At 62.8% G+C, this 15128-nt stretch carries 14 protein-coding genes; 6 read left to right on the top strand and 8 right to left on the bottom strand.

The genetic code is table 11. From position 1 onward, the window contains the following. Window positions 1–33: 33 nt before the first annotated feature. Entirely contained in the window at window positions 34–1251 is a 1218-nt protein-coding gene (locus KVO92_RS19350; RefSeq protein WP_217477308.1) for a helix-turn-helix domain-containing protein, read from the bottom strand. A 380-nt stretch (window positions 1252–1631) separates the two neighbouring features. On the opposite strand from KVO92_RS19350, the gene dusA reads away from it, so the two are divergent. Together dusA and tal are read left to right on the top strand one after the other, a co-directional pair. Beyond that, window positions 1632–2636, top strand: coding sequence for a tRNA dihydrouridine(20/20a) synthase DusA (gene dusA, locus KVO92_RS19345; protein WP_217477128.1), 1005 nt, complete (start codon window positions 1632–1634; stop codon window positions 2634–2636). A 123-nt stretch (window positions 2637–2759) separates the two neighbouring features. Continuing rightward, window positions 2760–3680, top strand: coding sequence for a transaldolase (tal, locus tag KVO92_RS19340; protein ID WP_217477127.1), 921 nt, complete (start codon window positions 2760–2762; stop codon window positions 3678–3680). Window positions 3681–3818: 138 nt separating this feature from the next. On the opposite strand, the gene rssC is transcribed toward tal, so the two are convergent. Further along, the gene (rssC, locus tag KVO92_RS19335) at window positions 3819–4301 is read right to left on the bottom strand and encodes an anti-sigma factor antagonist RssC (RefSeq protein WP_217477126.1); all 483 of its coding nucleotides are present in this window, start codon (window positions 4299–4301) and stop codon (window positions 3819–3821) included. After that, entirely contained in the window at window positions 4298–5482 is a 1185-nt protein-coding gene (gene rssB, locus KVO92_RS19330) for a two-component system response regulator RssB (RefSeq protein WP_217477125.1), read from the bottom strand. Before rssB ends, rssC begins: the two co-directional genes overlap by 4 nt. 204 nt (window positions 5483–5686) lie before the next feature. Between rssB and KVO92_RS19325 the strand changes: the two genes are divergently transcribed. Further along, complete coding sequence (locus tag KVO92_RS19325; RefSeq protein WP_217477124.1) at window positions 5687–5986, top strand: PilZ domain-containing protein; 300 nt, start codon at window positions 5687–5689, stop codon at window positions 5984–5986. A 73-nt stretch (window positions 5987–6059) separates the two neighbouring features. Here KVO92_RS19325 and KVO92_RS19320 read toward each other — a convergent pair whose 3' ends face one another. Beyond that, window positions 6060–6758, bottom strand: a complete 699-nt coding sequence (locus tag KVO92_RS19320; RefSeq protein ID WP_217477123.1) for an MlaA family lipoprotein — start codon at window positions 6756–6758, stop codon at window positions 6060–6062. A gap of 215 nt (window positions 6759–6973) precedes the next feature. Here KVO92_RS19320 and KVO92_RS19315 point away from each other — a divergent pair, with 215 nt between their 5' ends. Next, window positions 6974–7240, top strand: a complete 267-nt coding sequence (locus tag KVO92_RS19315; RefSeq protein ID WP_021208579.1) for a DUF4404 family protein — start codon at window positions 6974–6976, stop codon at window positions 7238–7240. Window positions 7241–7300: 60 nt separating this feature from the next. Here KVO92_RS19315 and queF read toward each other — a convergent pair whose 3' ends face one another. From queF to KVO92_RS19300, 3 genes are all read right to left on the bottom strand, one after another. Then, complete coding sequence (gene queF / locus KVO92_RS19310; protein WP_217477122.1) at window positions 7301–8131, bottom strand: NADPH-dependent 7-cyano-7-deazaguanine reductase QueF; 831 nt, start codon at window positions 8129–8131, stop codon at window positions 7301–7303. Between the two features lie 80 nt (window positions 8132–8211). Then, entirely contained in the window at window positions 8212–8991 is a 780-nt protein-coding gene (locus tag KVO92_RS19305) for an ABC transporter permease (RefSeq protein ID WP_217477121.1), read from the bottom strand. After that, window positions 8988–9920, bottom strand: coding sequence for an ABC transporter ATP-binding protein (locus tag KVO92_RS19300; protein ID WP_217477120.1), 933 nt, complete (start codon window positions 9918–9920; stop codon window positions 8988–8990). Before KVO92_RS19300 ends, KVO92_RS19305 begins: the two co-directional genes overlap by 4 nt. 980 nt (window positions 9921–10900) lie before the next feature. On the opposite strand from KVO92_RS19300, the gene KVO92_RS19295 reads away from it, so the two are divergent. Together KVO92_RS19295 and KVO92_RS19290 are read left to right on the top strand one after the other, a co-directional pair. After that, window positions 10901–13348 carry an acyl-CoA dehydrogenase gene (locus tag KVO92_RS19295; RefSeq protein WP_217477119.1) on the top strand — a complete coding sequence of 816 codons (2448 nt, stop codon included), beginning with the start codon at window positions 10901–10903 and terminating at the stop codon, window positions 13346–13348. A gap of 240 nt (window positions 13349–13588) precedes the next feature. Next, entirely contained in the window at window positions 13589–13996 is a 408-nt protein-coding gene (locus KVO92_RS19290; protein ID WP_021208574.1) for a PA2817 family protein, read from the top strand. A 126-nt stretch (window positions 13997–14122) separates the two neighbouring features. On the opposite strand, the gene KVO92_RS19285 is transcribed toward KVO92_RS19290, so the two are convergent. Further along, complete coding sequence (locus KVO92_RS19285) at window positions 14123–15112, bottom strand: TRAP transporter substrate-binding protein (RefSeq protein ID WP_217477118.1); 990 nt, start codon at window positions 15110–15112, stop codon at window positions 14123–14125. Window positions 15113–15128 lie beyond the last annotated feature (16 nt).

The raw sequence follows: 15128 nt of genomic DNA, 5'->3' as shown, positions 1-15128 counted from the left end.
TTATTCCTCCTTTGGCTGGTGGAGAAATCCTATTCACATCAGCATTGCACCTGGGAGTAACAAGGTCGTCGCGAAACCGGGCATCGGCGGTGCCATCCAGCGCCGCGACCGGCCGGTGCCGAACGACTGTACCTTGCCCGCGCTGGCCAAAGTGCCCAGCGCGCGTTGCACCGACCGCTGACTGGTGCCGAGCACGAGGGCAAGCCCCGCGCTCGACCAGCTACGCCCATCCGCGAGACAAGCGAGCAGCGCCGCATGGGGTTCCTCGACCGGACGGGCCAATACGACAACACCATGCGCGTCGAGCGGCGTCAGCCTGAAGCCCCGCTTCGTGGCCGTCACGCTGATCAGCGCGCTCAACACTGCCCGCAGGCGCCCCACCTCCACACGCAGCCGAGCCCGGTGCGACTCGTCGGCGAACCTGGTACGAAACGCTTGCTGGATCAGCGCGTTTCGCGGGACGTCATCCGGCCAGGCTTCAGCGAGCGCGCGCATCAACGTAAACAACACCGGCCGCCTCGCCAGCGAGACAACTTTGCCCGCCTTGCACACGACATGACGACAGCCATCCACAACGACTGACCCAGAGGACAGAATGCCTTGCACCTCATCCAGCCGCACCAACCGCTCGCTGGCAGTGCTGATCAGACGAGCCGCGGGCGCCTCCAGCATCGCCATCGCGCGCCGCAGTTCCGCGCCCAGTGCGGGAATGCCTGACTGTTTCGCGGCACGCTCCGCCCGGGCCAGCGCCTGCCGCGCCGGCCGAGCCTGAAAGTCACGAAGCGCCAGGCTTGCGATGATCAACTCGTAGATGGCCCGCGACGCTGGTGCCAGCACGGCGGGGTCCAGCTCACGGAGCGCTCGCTCTGCCTCCTCGACACGACCGATCAGCAACCCATGACGCAACTCCAGCAGACGTGCATAAGTGGCGTTCGCCTGGTCGCCATGTGTCTCGAGCGTTTCCCTCGCCTCGGTGAGCACCCGTGCCGGCCAGCCAAGGTCGCGTGCGGCCAGCGCCACCTCGGCTTCGGCGACGAGACAACGGGCGTGCGGCACCGGCGCGCCGATTCCGAAGGCGTTCGCGGCGGCTCTGAACAGTGCTTTCGCGCGGACGAACTCTCCGAGTTGAGCCATCGCGATGCCACGAAGCGCGAGCGCTGTCGCGTCGTCGCGCAGGGCGATCCGCTTAAGCGCACCGAGCGGATCGCCCATTGCAAGCGCCGCCGCAGCAGCCTGGGCGGCAGCGTCCATTGCCATGAGACCACCGCCGTGGCCCTGGCCTGATCCAGCGTTCTGCTGCCTGCCGCCCATTTTTCAGCCAACCTCCGCAGCATATATACGGACAGGGCGTCCGCCCGTCCCGGCGAGAACCGCACCGCTCTTGGCATCAGCCGGCCGCATGCTCTATGCAACCCTAGCCGATAGGCCGGTCCCTGCGTCCCGCGCGTGGTAAGCCATACAGCGGCGAGGCACTGCAGCCGCCACCCGCGCGGGTTCAGCTCTCTGATAAACTTGCCGACCATTGTGCTTGATTCGAATCGCCGACGATCCGGCGCCATTCCGGCTTCTTGCCGCGCGCTGAATCGGTCGCGCCGCGACGCCGGCACCTTCGAATCCAACCGGAATACCGCATGAGTCCTAGCCCCAGGCCAGTCCCCAGCCTCCCTTCACCGTCCCGTCGTTTTTCCGTCGCACCGATGATGGATTGGACTGATCGGCATTGCAGGTTCTTTCTGCGTCAGCTGTCCCGACATGCGCTGCTCTATACCGAGATGGTGACGACCGGCGCGCTGATCAACGGCGACACTGAACGCTTCCTGCGTCATGACGAGCTGGAGTATCCCCTGGCGCTGCAGCTCGGCGGCAGCGTGCCCGCCGACCTCGCAACCTGCGCGCGAATGGCCGAAACGGCGGGATACGACGAGGTCAACCTCAACGTGGGCTGCCCCAGCGACCGCGTGCAGAACAACATGATCGGCGCCTGCCTGATGGGCCACCCGGCACTGGTCGCCGACTGCGTGAAGGCCATGCGCGATGCCGTCGGGATCGACGTGACGGTCAAGCACCGAATCGGTATCAATGGGCGCGACAGCTATGCCGAGCTTTGCGATTTCGTCGGGCAGGTGCGTGAAGCCGGTTGCCGCAGCTTCACCGTGCATGCCCGGATCGCCATCCTCGAAGGGCTGTCGCCCAAGGAGAACCGCGAGGTACCGCCGCTGCGTTACGACGTCGCCGCGCGGCTCAAGGACGACTTCCCCGATCTGGAGATCATCCTCAACGGTGGCATCAAGACCCTGGAGGAATGCGAAGCGCACCTGCAACGCTTCGATGGCGTGATGCTCGGCCGCGAGGCGTATCACAACCCGTACCTGCTCGCGCAGGTCGATGCCAGACTGTTCGAAAGCCACGCGCCGACCATCAGCCGCGCCGAGGCGCTGAGACGGATGCGCCCTTACATTCAACGCCACCTGGCCGCGGGCGGGTCGATGCATCACGTCACCCGTCACGTATTAGGGCTTGGCCAAGGTTTTCCGGGTGCTCGACGCTTCCGCCAACTGCTCTCGGTAGACATACACAAGACCAAAGACCCCTTGGCCCTGCTGGATCAGGCGACCAGCCTGCTCGAGGGGCATTGATTCATTCACCGAGGAACACCTGGGATCATTTTCAATCCAAGTCCTGTCCCCCCGCCCCGGTGCCCGTTGAGTGGCTCGGTGGCCTCGGGTAAGGTCAGGTCAACTCAGAGGATAGAGCGCCCCATGACATCCAAACTGGAACAACTCAAGCAGTTCACCACCGTCGTCGCCGATACCGGCGATCTCGATGCGATTGCCCGCCTGCAGCCGGTAGACGCAACCACCAATCCCTCCCTGCTGCTCAAGGCGGCCGCCCTGCCCCGTTACGCGGAACACCTGCAGGCTGCGATGTCGCGCTGCGCCGGCGACATCGGGCTGGGCTGCGATCTGTTTGCCGTGGCGGTCGGACAGGAAATCCTCAAACTGATCCCCGGGCGCATCTCCACCGAGGTCGACGCGAGACTCTCCTTCGATACCGAGGCAATGGTCCAGCGCGGCGAACGCCTGATTGGCCTCTATGAAGAAGCTGGCGTCTCGCGCGATCGGGTGCTGATCAAACTGGCATCCACCTGGGAGGGCATCCGTGCCGCCGAGCGACTGGAAAAATCCGGCATCCAGACCAACCTGACCCTGCTGTTCTGCTTTACCCAAGCGGCGGCATGCGCCGATGCCGGTGTGTTCCTCATCTCGCCGTTCGTTGGCCGTATCTACGACTGGTACAAGAAGCATGAAGGCCGCGACTATACGGGCGACGAAGATCCCGGCGTGCAGTCGGTCAGCCGCATCTATGACTATTACAAGGCCCACGGTTATAAAACCGTCGTGATGGGCGCAAGCTTCCGCAACATCGGCCAGATCGAAGCGCTGGCCGGTTGTGACCGCCTGACCATCAGCCCCGAGCTGCTGGGCCAGCTGGCCCAGGCCGAAGGGCCGCTGGAACGCAAGCTGGCACCTGGACGTGCGTCCGAGCCACGCATTGCGCTGGACGAGAACAGCTTCCGCTGGGGCTTGAACGAGGATCCGATGGCCACCGAGAAGCTCGCCGAAGGTATCCGCCAGTTTGCTCGAGACCAGGAAAAGCTCGAGGCGCTACTCGGCGGCTGAGTTCGGGGTCGAACGTCGCGGCGCCGCGACGAGTCATGGCAGGGCCATGGCGAGGAAGCGGCACCACACCTCAGCGGCAACCGGTGCCGGCAATCATGAACATCCAAGTCGGATTGAGGATTGATGCCAGGTGCTGAATCAGGACCGTTCCAGCGCCGTCACGAGGTCACGAAACGCCTCGCGGTTGGAGTCGTTGAGGCTCATCAGAATACGGTGAGCCTCCAGGACCTTGGTCTTGACGACCTCTTCGGACTGATCCTGGCTGGGCAGATCCGCCAGCTGCTCGGGTGATGGCAACGGCTGATCGACGATGTTGAACACCTGATCGAAGCCCATCGACTGCAAGAGCCGGGTGATGTCGGCGTGCGTGGTCACCAGCGTGGGCAACATGCCGATCTTTTGCCGGGACAGAATGGACAATTTGGCCAGCAGGCCTAGTGTGGTGCTGTCGATACTGCGGCTTTCGGTAAGGTCGATCACGATCGCCGAGAAATTCAGCGACGAGAAGATCTTCTCGATAGTTGCGTCGAGCGCCGAGCATAGCGTCAGTCGTATCTCGCCGACGAACTTCAGGATGAAGGTGCCATCCTGCTCGGCGAACTGGATTTTACCAGTGCTCATGCAAGGTTCCTGCTCAATACCAGCAACGCGATGTCATCAGGCATATCCTCCAGATCGGCCAGACCCAGCACTCGCTGCAGCCCTTCCAGCGTACCGCCGGCTTCGCAAACCAGCCCAGGCAGACCTGCTTCCTTATCTTTGAGGGTTTCCCCAGGCAAAAGGTCCAGAATGCCATCGGAAAGCAACGTCAGGCTGAACGAGGCTGGCAGCTCGATCTCGTAATTATCGTAGGTGGCTTCGACGAACAGGCCAACCGGCAGCCCCCGCCCCTCCAGATAGCGCGCCTCGCCGCCGGTATAGAGCACTGGCATCGGAAGATGTCCGCCGATGCTGTAATGCAAGATGTTGCGCTCTTGGTCGATCACCCCGCCCAACATGGTCACGTGCTTGCCCAGTTTGCAGTTGATCAGCCCACGGTTGATGTGATCGAGCACTTCGGAAGGTTTGAACGCTCGCAGCGCCCCGCCCCGCCGGGACTCATACAACAAGCGCGTGGTCATGAACTTCAACAGGACGGTGACGAACGCCGAGGAGGCGCCATGCCCCGAGACGTCGGCCAGGTAGAAGCCGATGCGGTGCTCGTCCACCCGAAAGTAATCGACGAAATCGCCCGACAGATAAAGCGAGGGGATGATCTGGTGAGCGAATTGGAAATCGTCGAGGCCACAGGGTGTCACCGGCAGCATATTCATCTGCACTTGCCGGCCGGCGTCCTGGTCTTCCTGCAACAGGTGGAGACTGGCTTGGAGATCGCGATTCGCCGTTTCCAGCTGCTCACGATAGCGCCGATTCTCCAGCCGCAACCGTGAGCGATCGAGCGCTCGACGGACCGAGTGTTCGAGCACGGCCAGGTCTTCGAGGGGTTTGATCAGATAGTCAGCCGCCCCCAGACGCAACGCCTCGACCGCATCGCTCATGACGCCCGCACCTGAAACGACGATTACCGGGAGATCGACCTGGCGTTCACTGATCAGTCGAATCAGCTCCAGTCCGTCCATCTGCGGCATGCGCAGATCGCAGATCACCAGATCGGGATGCTCGGCATCGAACAGCTCTATGCCTCGCGGCCCGTTAGGCGCCTGCAGCACCTTGAAACCACTGTCATCGAGATAGGCGGCCAGACTGGCTCGTACCACATCGTCGTCATCTATGATCAGCAGCGTCGCGCTTGGGTTGTGCATGTTCCTACCAGGCGGTATCGCCAGGACGTTGGCGAAAGCATCGGCCCCGCGCGAGCGCTGGGCAAGGGATCTTTTCAAGGCGCAGACGGTACTCCCATACGATCGGCGTTTCAAGCCAGGCGCCGCCGCTCCGCCTGTGCTTTACAGAGCGAATTGACGGGCGCTATAAGAACGCGTGCAACCAGAACCCAAAGGATGAAAACAATGACCCTGAATGATCGGGACTACAGTGAAAAACGCGATTTCATTCGCATGCAGATCGAAACCGCGATCACCCTGACACAGGGCAGTCAGCGCTATGACGCCGTATGCCTGGATCTGTCCAGTACTGGTATGCAGGTCCTCGCCGCGACCAACCTGCAAATGGGCGACAAGGTCAGCGTCCATATCCCGTCGGAACACAACGAACTCAAAGGGCTGGACGCTGAAACCGAGGTGGTACGAGTCGGTACGCATGAAGATGGCCGGCAGAGCCTGGGATTGGCCATCCTCTCGATGAACTGAGCGGCATCGCCTGTTGGCGAGGCATGGCACGCGCCCACCGGCTGGGCGCGGCCGATTGCCGGGGCAACAACGATCAGAAATCGTCTTCGACCTGGCCGTCCTGGGTGCGGAATTCGCGGTTCTGCAAATAGGCGTTACGAACGAAGATGTACTTGTCGCCCGTGATCATCTTCTCGGCCGAAAGCAGGCCCGCGCGCAAGTCCACCACATTGACCGCTCGGGTCACGTTGCGAGTGGGGACGTGATCGATATAAGGGTACGGTTGCAGGAACGCATCGGGCACCCGCCCGGCGGCGTCGCGCACGGTGCTCGGCCCCAGCAGCGGCAACACCACATAAGGTCCGCTACCCAAGCCCCATGCGCCTAGGGTTTGGCCGAAATCCTCATCGTTCTTCTGCAGCCCCATACGCGTGGCGACGTCGAAGAAGCCGAGCACGCCGAAAGTGCTGTTGAACAGGATCCGGCTGGTGTCGATCCCGGCATCGCGAACCTTGCCCTGCAGCAGATCATTGGTGAGCACCACCACATCACCCAGGTTGCTGAAGACGTTGCCGATGCCGTCTTCGAGGAAATCCGGGGTGACCTTCTGATAGCCCTGAGCCAACGGCTTGAGCGAGTAGGTATCGACCGTGTCGTTGAAGCGGAAGATCGCACGGTTCACGCGTTCCCAGGGATCCTCCTCGGCGGCCTGCAGTGAGCTGCCAAACACCGCCAGCGCGCCCACCAGGGCCACCTTGAAATATCCGATCCAATCCTTGCCGATCATGTGCATCGCGGCCTTCCCCTTGTTCCGAAATGGTGGCATCTGCCTACAAAGCGCTGGAGTATAAATCGAATCCCCGGCGTTTCGGCAGCCGGCGGACACGCGGGCAGCGAACTTCACCGGCGGTCCTCGGATCAAAGCCGGGACAAGCCCAGCCCGCTGGTTTAACCTTCTTCATATCGAGCGCTGGCAAATTCGCCACCCGAAACATCGAGGGAAGCAACATGCCGGAACATGATCTGCAGTCGCAGCTCGCCGAGCTGCGTAGTCAACTGGCCCAGGACGCACCGCTGTCGGAAGAAGAGCGCGCGTCGCTGCAAGCGATAGCCCATGACATCGAGCTACGCCTGGCCAACGAGGGGATGGTCGAGCAGAACGATTCGCTGGTCGACGGCGTGAACCTGGCAGTCGAGCGGTTCGAGGTCAGTCACCCGAACACGGCGATGACCCTGCGCAATATCATGCAGACGCTGGCGAATATGGGCATCTGAGACGTCCGCTCCCAGCAAAAACGACGCCCGTACGTGACGCATCACGCGCGGGCGTTCTCTTTACTGCCGAACCAGCCTGCCATTATCCGGTGATTCCGACCGGGTACTTCGGCAGGGATTGATATCCAGCCCGCCGCGACGCACGTAGCGAGCCTGAACCGTCAGCCACTCGGGCTGCAACAGGCGCTGCAGGTCGAGGAAAATCCGCTCCACACACTGTTCATGGAAGTCCGCATGCTGGCGGAAGCTCACGAGGTAGGCCAGCAGGCTGCCACGGTCCAGCGCCGCGCCACGATAGCCGATGATGACCGTACCCCAGTCCGGCTGGCCGGTCACGGGGCAATTGGATTTCAGCAGATGGCTGTGCACCCATTCTTGCGTCTGGTGCTCCGGGTCACAGCTCAACAGTTGCGCCCGTGGTGAATCGTAGTGCTCGATGCTGACGTCCAGTTCGTCGATGCACTGCCCCGCCGGCGGAACGACGCCCTCCTGCGCGACTTCGTCCAGCGTCCGCAGCCGCACACCGACCGGCTTGCCCGCGGCGGCCGACAAGTCGTACGTCAGTACCTTTGCCAACGCGTCGCGACTGTCGAACACCGACTGGTTCAGTGAGTTGAGATAGAGCTTGAAGGATTTGGACTCGATGATGTTCGGCGAGTCTGCCGGGATGCTGAACTCGCCGATCGCGACGACCGGCTTGCCGGACGGCAGCAGCCAGGACAATTCGTAGCAGTTCCAGATATCGACGCCGTGATAGGGCAAGGTGTCGGCGCTGAGCCCGAGTTCGGCCCATTTCGGCGCGCGCGAAATCGGGAACAGCTGCTCAGGGCTGTAGGTCGCGATATAGGCGCTGGATTTGCCCAGCGGTGAGCGTTCGGCGGGGTGTTGCATGGCGGGAACCTGTACGAAAAATGACCGCAAGTGTATCGGTTCCCGCCCCGTTTAGCATCGGCCCATACGCCAGCCGCCGGTCACTGTCGCATGCCGCGGCCGCTCTTGAGCAACCTGATGCACAACAGGTACATCAAGACGGCCGCTACGGCCATGAAGCTGATCGCGACCCCAATGCGAATGTCCGACACGCCAAGGATGCCGTAGCGAAAGGCGTTGACCATGTGCAGGATGGGGTTGGCCAGCGACAGAGTCTGCCAGAACGGCGAGAGCAGATTGATCGAGTAGAACACGCCACCCAGATAGGTCAGCGGCGTCAGCACGAAGGTCGGAATGATCGAGATGTCATCGAAGTTGCGTGCATACACCGCGTTGATAAAGCCACCCAGCGCGAAGATCGTCGAGGTCAGGGTGATCACCAGCAGCGTCACGCCCAGGTGATGCACCTGCAGATCGGTGAAGAACATCGACAGCAAGGTGACGATCAGCGCCACCGCCAGACCTCGTGTGATGCCACCGAGCGCGAAGCCGATCAGGATCACGTGCGGCGAGACGGGCGAGACCAGCAGCTCTTCGATGGAACGCTGGAACTTGCTGCTGAAAAAGCTGGACACCACGTTGCTGTAGGAGTTGGTGATCACCGACATCATGATCAGCCCGGGCACGATGTACTCCATGTAGCTGAAGCCGCCCATCTCGCCGATCCGCGAACCGATCAGGTTTCCGAAAATCACGAAGTACAGCACCATGGTGATCGCCGGCGGCAGCAAGGTCTGCGGCCAGATGCGGGTGTAGCGGCGGATCTCGCGGTGAACGATGGTTTGCAGGGCAACCAGATTGGGCCGGAATTCAGCGTTCATTTGGCCCCCTTGGGTAGGTTGTTCTCGACCATCGACACGAACAGTTCCTCCAGGCGATTGGTCTTGTTGCGCAGGCTCAGCACCTCGATACCCTGCGCCGACAGCATACGAAACAGGTCCGTCACGCCCTGGCTCTTGTCGACCTGCACTTCCAGCGTGTGATGGTCAACCAGCCTCGCCGGATAAGGGCCGAGGTCCGGCGGGACCAGCTGCGACTCCTTCAGATCGAGCAGGAAGGTCTCGACGTGCAGCTGCTTGAGCAGCTCGCGCATGCTGGTGTTCTTGACGATCTGCCCATGGTCGATGATGCCGATGTTGCGGCACAGCTGCTCGGCCTCTTCCAGGTAGTGCGTGGTGAGGATGATGGTGATCCCTTCGCGATTGAGCTCCGTGAGAAAGGACCACATCGAACGGCGCAGCTCGATGTCGACGCCCGCGGTGGGCTCATCGAGGATCAGCAGGCGCGGACGGTGAATCAGTGCCCGCGCGATCATCAGGCGGCGTTTCATGCCGCCGGACAACATGCGCGAGGACACATCACGCTTGTCCCACAGCCCGAGCTGGTTGAGGTACTGCTCGGCGCGTTCCTTGGCGATCTTCGACGGGATGCCGTAGTAGCCGGCCTGGGTCACCAGAATGTCGAAGGCCTTCTCGAACTGGTTGAAGTTGAACTCCTGCGGGACCACGCCCAGGCAACGCTTGAGACCACCGGGATCCCGGTCGAGGTCATGCCCGAAGACGTTCACCGTGCCGCTGGTCTTGTTCACCAGCGTGGAGAGGATGCCGATGGTGGTGGACTTGCCAGCGCCGTTGGGGCCCAGCAAGGCAAAGAAGTCGCCTTTTGACACATCGAGGTCGATGCCCTTGAGCGCTTCGAAGCCGTTTCCGTAAATCTTGGTCAACTGCCGAATGGATAGAGCAGTACTCATAGGGGAATGCACACAACGCAGGGAGATTGAGACTAGATAAGGGCGGCGCGAGGCAATTGCAACTGCGCCGCCAAGCTTCGGCCCGAGGTCGGGCCTCCTACAACGGCCGGCTCCCGCCCCCAGCACTGTGGGAGCCGCGACCCCGCGGCGAATGGCGGCCACGCCAATCCAAACTTTCGCCCCGAACGCAGCCACCCACAACGCCCAGATCCCACCCCCATCTCTGTGTGGGAGCCGCGACCCCGTGGCGAACGGCGGCCGCGCCAATCCAAACTTTCGCCCCGGACGCAGCCACCCACAACGCCCAGCTCCCGCCCCCGTCTCTGTGTGGGAGCCGCGACCCCGTGGCGAACGGCGGCCGCGCCAATCCAAACTTTCGCCCCGAACGCAGCCACCCACAACGCCCAGATCCCACCCCCGTCTCTGTGTGGGAGCCGCGACCCCGCGGCGAATGGTGGCCACGCCAATCCAAACTTTCGCCCCGAACGCAGCCACCCACAACGCCCAGATCCCACCCCCATCTCTGTGTGGGAGCCGCGACCCCGCGGCGAATGGCGGCCACGCCAATCCAAACTTTCGCCCCGAACGCAGCCACCCACAACGCCCAGTTCCCACCCCCATCTCTGTGTGGGAGCCGCGACCCCGCGGCGAACGGCGGCCACGCCAATCCAAACTTTCGCCCCGAACGCAGCCACCCACAACGCCCAGCTCCCGCCCCCTTCTCTATGTGGGAGCCGCGACCCCGCGGCGAATGGCGGCCACGCCAATCCAAACTTTCGCCCCGAACGCAGCCACCCACGAACCCCACTACCCATACATCTTCGGGGGAACCGCGAGCCCGCGGCGAATGGCAACGTCAGAACTCACCCCCACCGTTCCGGTCATTATCTGAAACCAATCGCGGCAAACAGTCCCTTCACCGCCCCGGACGCAGTGCCTATGCTCAACCAAGACGCCAAACGCCTAACAAGGAAAACTCCATGACTCTGCTCTGGTTGCTCGTGTTACTGCTCGGCATCGCCGTGATCGCTCACCTGCGTGTCTCGCCCGTGCCGGCGCTGGCGATTGTCGCCGGATATCTGCTGCTGATGGGCGCCGCAGACGAAACGCCGGCTTGGCTGATGCTGATTCTCTGGCTCCTGCTGATCGCCGTCGCGGTGCCACTGCTGGTGACCGACCTGCGCATCAAGTACTTAAGCGGCCCCATGTTCGACTGGTTCAAGAAGGTCCTGCCGCCGATTTCCGACACCGAGCGCGATGCCATCGACGCCGGTAGCGTCTGGTGGGACGGTGAGCTGTTCAGCGGGCGACCGAACTGGAACACCCTGCTCGGCTATCCCAAGGCGACGCTCAGCGAGGAAGAACAGGCGTTCATCGACGGGCCCACCGAAACGCTATGCGCGATGGTCAACGACTGGGAGGTCGGCCAGCGCCTGGACCTGCCGCAGGAGGCCTGGGATTACATCAAGGCGGAAGGTTTCTTCGCCCTGATCATTCCCAAGGAATACGGTGGCAAGGGCTTTTCCGCCTACGCACATTCTCAGGTGGTCATGAAGCTGGCCACTCGCAGCGGCGATCTGGCCAGCACCGTCATGGTCCCCAACTCCCTAGGCCCCGCCGAGCTGCTGTTGCACTACGGCACCGAGGAGCAGCGCAACCATTACCTGCCACGCCTGGCCAACGGCACCGATATTCCCTGCTTCGCCCTGACCGGCCCCTACGCCGGTTCCGATGCGGGCGCCATGAACGACAGCGGTGTGATCTGCAAAGGGCAGTGGCAAGGTGAAGAAGTCATCGGCCTGCGCCTGAACTGGGAGAAGCGCTACATCACCCTCGGCCCGGTCGCCACCCTGCTCGGCGTCGCCTTCAAGACCTACGATCCCGAGCATCTGCTGGGTGACGAGGAAGAGTTAGGCATCAGCCTCGCGCTGATCCCGACCGATACCGCCGGCGTCGAGATCGGCCGCCGTCACCTTCCCCTCGGCGCCGCCTTCATGAACGGGCCGAACTGGGGCAAGGACGTCTTCGTACCGCTGGAAGCCATCATCGGCGGGCGCCACATGATCGGCAAAGGCTGGATGATGCTGATGAACTGCCTCTCGGTGGGCCGTTCCATCTCGCTGCCGGCCACCGGCGTCAGTGCGGCGAAGACCTGCAGCTACGTGTCGGGCCGCTATGCGCAGATCCGTGAGCAGTTCAACGTGCCGCTGGCCGCCTTCGAAGGCATTCAGGAGCCGTTGGCGCGGATCGGTGGCAACGCCTGGCTGATGGACAGCGCACGCATCCTGACCGCCAACGCGGTGGACCTGGGCGAGAAGCCCTCGGTGCTCTCGGCCATCCTCAAGTATCACCTGACCGAACGGGGCCGCGCGTGCGTGACCGACGCCATGGATATCCACGGCGGCAAAGGCATCATCATGGGGCCGAACAACTACCTGGGCCGGCTGTGGCTGTCGGCACCGATCTCGATCACCGTCGAGGGTGCCAACATCCTCTCGCGCAATCTGATGATCTTCGGTCAGGGGGCGATCCGCTGCCATCCGTTCGTGTTGCGCGAGATGGAACTGGTGCATGAACCCGACCGTGACGAAGCGGTGAAGAAGTTCGACACGCTGCTGATGCAACATATCGGCTTCGCCGTCAGCAACACGGCCAGCACCCTGGTGCTCGGCCTGACCTGTGGCCTGTTTGGCAAGGCACCGGGCACGGGCCTGACGCGGCCCTACTTTCGTGCGCTGGACCGCATCGCCGCCGCCTTCGCGATGCTCGCCGACCTGTCGATGATGCTGCTGGGCGGCGAGCTCAAGCGTCGCGAACGCCTGTCGGCGCGGCTGGGCGACGTGCTCAGCCACCTGTATCTGGCGTCCGCCGCGCTCAAGCGCTATCACGACCTCGGCCATCCGATCGAGCAGGCGCCGCTGTTGCGCTGGGCCTTGGAAGATTGCCTGTGCAAGGCCGAGCGTGCGCTGGCCGACACCCTGAGCAACTTCCCCAACCGATTGCTTGGCGGCGTGCTGCAGCTGCTGGTCTTCCCGTTCGGGGCGCGTCACAAGGGGCCGTCCGACGAGCTGGACGCTGAAGTCGCGGCCATACTCGGCCGTCCGGAAGGCGACCCGGCGCTGGAGCAGATACTCGACGGCGTGTATCGCCCGCAAGGTGCCGAGGAGGCCTTCGGCGCGCTGCGCGAGGCCTACGACGCGCTGGCTGCCGCCCAGCCACTGCAAAGGAAAATCCACCAGACGCTGAAAAGCGGCGCATTCCAGCCAGCCGCGAACCAGGATCTGATCAGCGCGGCCCTGGCTGCCGGCGTGCTGGACGCCGCGGAAGCCGAGCAACTCACCGCGGCCGAAGCGGCGCGGCGCAAGGTCATCAGCGTCGACGATTTTGCCAAGGAGCAACTGGAGCCAAGCGAGGGGAAAGTTCGCTGACCCCCGCAGTTCAGACGGCAAGCCACGACACCCCGTCAGGCCTCTTGCAAACGCGAGAAGCCCTGCCGGATTGTCGTCGCCGATTTGCTTGAACCAGCAGCTTAGAGCCTTCCTCAGCCTACCGTCCGGCGATCGCCCCGGGCGGATACCGAACCCAGGGCGGCCCGCCGAGTCAACAGCACACGCCCCAATTAATCCCGGCGCCCGTATAATCGCGCGCCCAATCGACACAGGTGAACCATGGCCAATCCTTATCACGACCACAACCTGGCTCTTCTGGCCCATCTGCGCGGCATCCTGCTTGCCATGGGCGAGACCGAACAGGTCTCGGAAGAGAGCCATGCGCTGTTTCTCGAACGCTTCGACGAGCTGATCATGAACCTGAAGAACGTGCCGGAAGAGCGGCACATGGGTCAGGACATGATCTGCCAGGTCTTCCATCGTTACCCTCAGATAGCCCACCTGGTGCCACGCGACCTGCTCTGGTACTTCGGCGGCGACTGCCTGCACTTCATGCCGGACGAAGAGATCGAGATCTTCCAGCGCCTGGAAGAGCGCCGCTACGAAGCCGAGGAAAACGACGAGCCGTTCGACTGGAACATGGAACGGCAGCTGATGAGCATGCCGGACGAAGGCCCCCGCCACTGACCCTCGTCCGAACGTAGCGGCGAACCGAGGCCAGCTTGCCGGACTCAGCGGGTCTCGCACCCAGGTTTCAACAGAACGCTCGGCAGGTAGCGCTGAGCAACCCGGCCAAGGGTTGGCCAAGCTCGATCAGGGCTGGTTCGCCGCCTCGGCCGCCTCGATCAGGTCCGCGCCGATCTCGCCTTCGAACTTTTTCCACACGGGCCGCATCGCTTCGCGCCATTCCCCGCGCTGCTCCGGGGTCAGCCGAATAATCTCGGTCTTGCCCGACTCGGCGATCGTGCGCTTGGCCTTCTGGTTCAGCTCATCGGCCTGACGGTTCACCTCGACGGTTACCTCCTGCATGACCTGCTCCAGCTCGCTGCGCACGTCATCCGGCAGGCCCTTCCAGAACTGGGTGTTGGTGATCACCATGTAGTCGATCAGGCCGTGGTCGGACTCGGTGATGTACTTCTGCACCTCATGCACCTTCTGGCTTTCGTAATTCGACCAGGTGTTCTCGGTGCCGTTGACGACGCCGGTCTGCAGGCCCTGGTAGACCTCGGCGAAACTCATCTTGCGAGGGTTGGCCCGCACCGCCTTGAATTGTTCCTCCAGTACCCGCGAGGCCTGCACGCGGAACTTCAGCCCGCGCGCGTCCTTGGGCTCGCGCAGCGGCTTGTTGGCGGACATCTGCTTGGTGCCGTTGTGCCAGTAGGCCAGGCCGGTGATGTTCTTGTCTTCCATGGCGGTCAGCAGCGCCCTGCCCTGCGGGCTGCTCTGGAAACGGTCGGCAGCGGCCAGGTCGTCGAACAGGAACGGCAGGTCGAAGATCTGAATCGACTTGTCGTACTGCTCGAACTTGGCCAGCGAAGGCGCCAGCAACTGCACATCGCCGATCAGCAGCGCCTCCATTTCCTTGCCGTCGCCGAATAGCGAGGAGTTCGGGTAGACCTCCACCGTCACCTTGCCCGGCAGGCGCTCTTCGGCCAGCTTTTTGAACAACAACGCGCCCTGCCCTTTGGGCGTGTTGTCCGCCACCACATGGGAGAACTTGATGACGATGGGCTCGGCATGCGCCAGAGCGGCGATGGAAAAAGAAAACGCGCAGGCGAGTGTCTTGAGCGTGTTACTCAGCATGAAAGTACCCCTCTTG

The sequence above is a fragment of the Stutzerimonas stutzeri genome, from assembly GCF_019090095.1.
Lineage (GTDB): Bacteria > Pseudomonadota > Gammaproteobacteria > Pseudomonadales > Pseudomonadaceae > Stutzerimonas > Stutzerimonas stutzeri_AN.
This window is presented reverse-complemented; position numbering and strand designations above follow the sequence as displayed.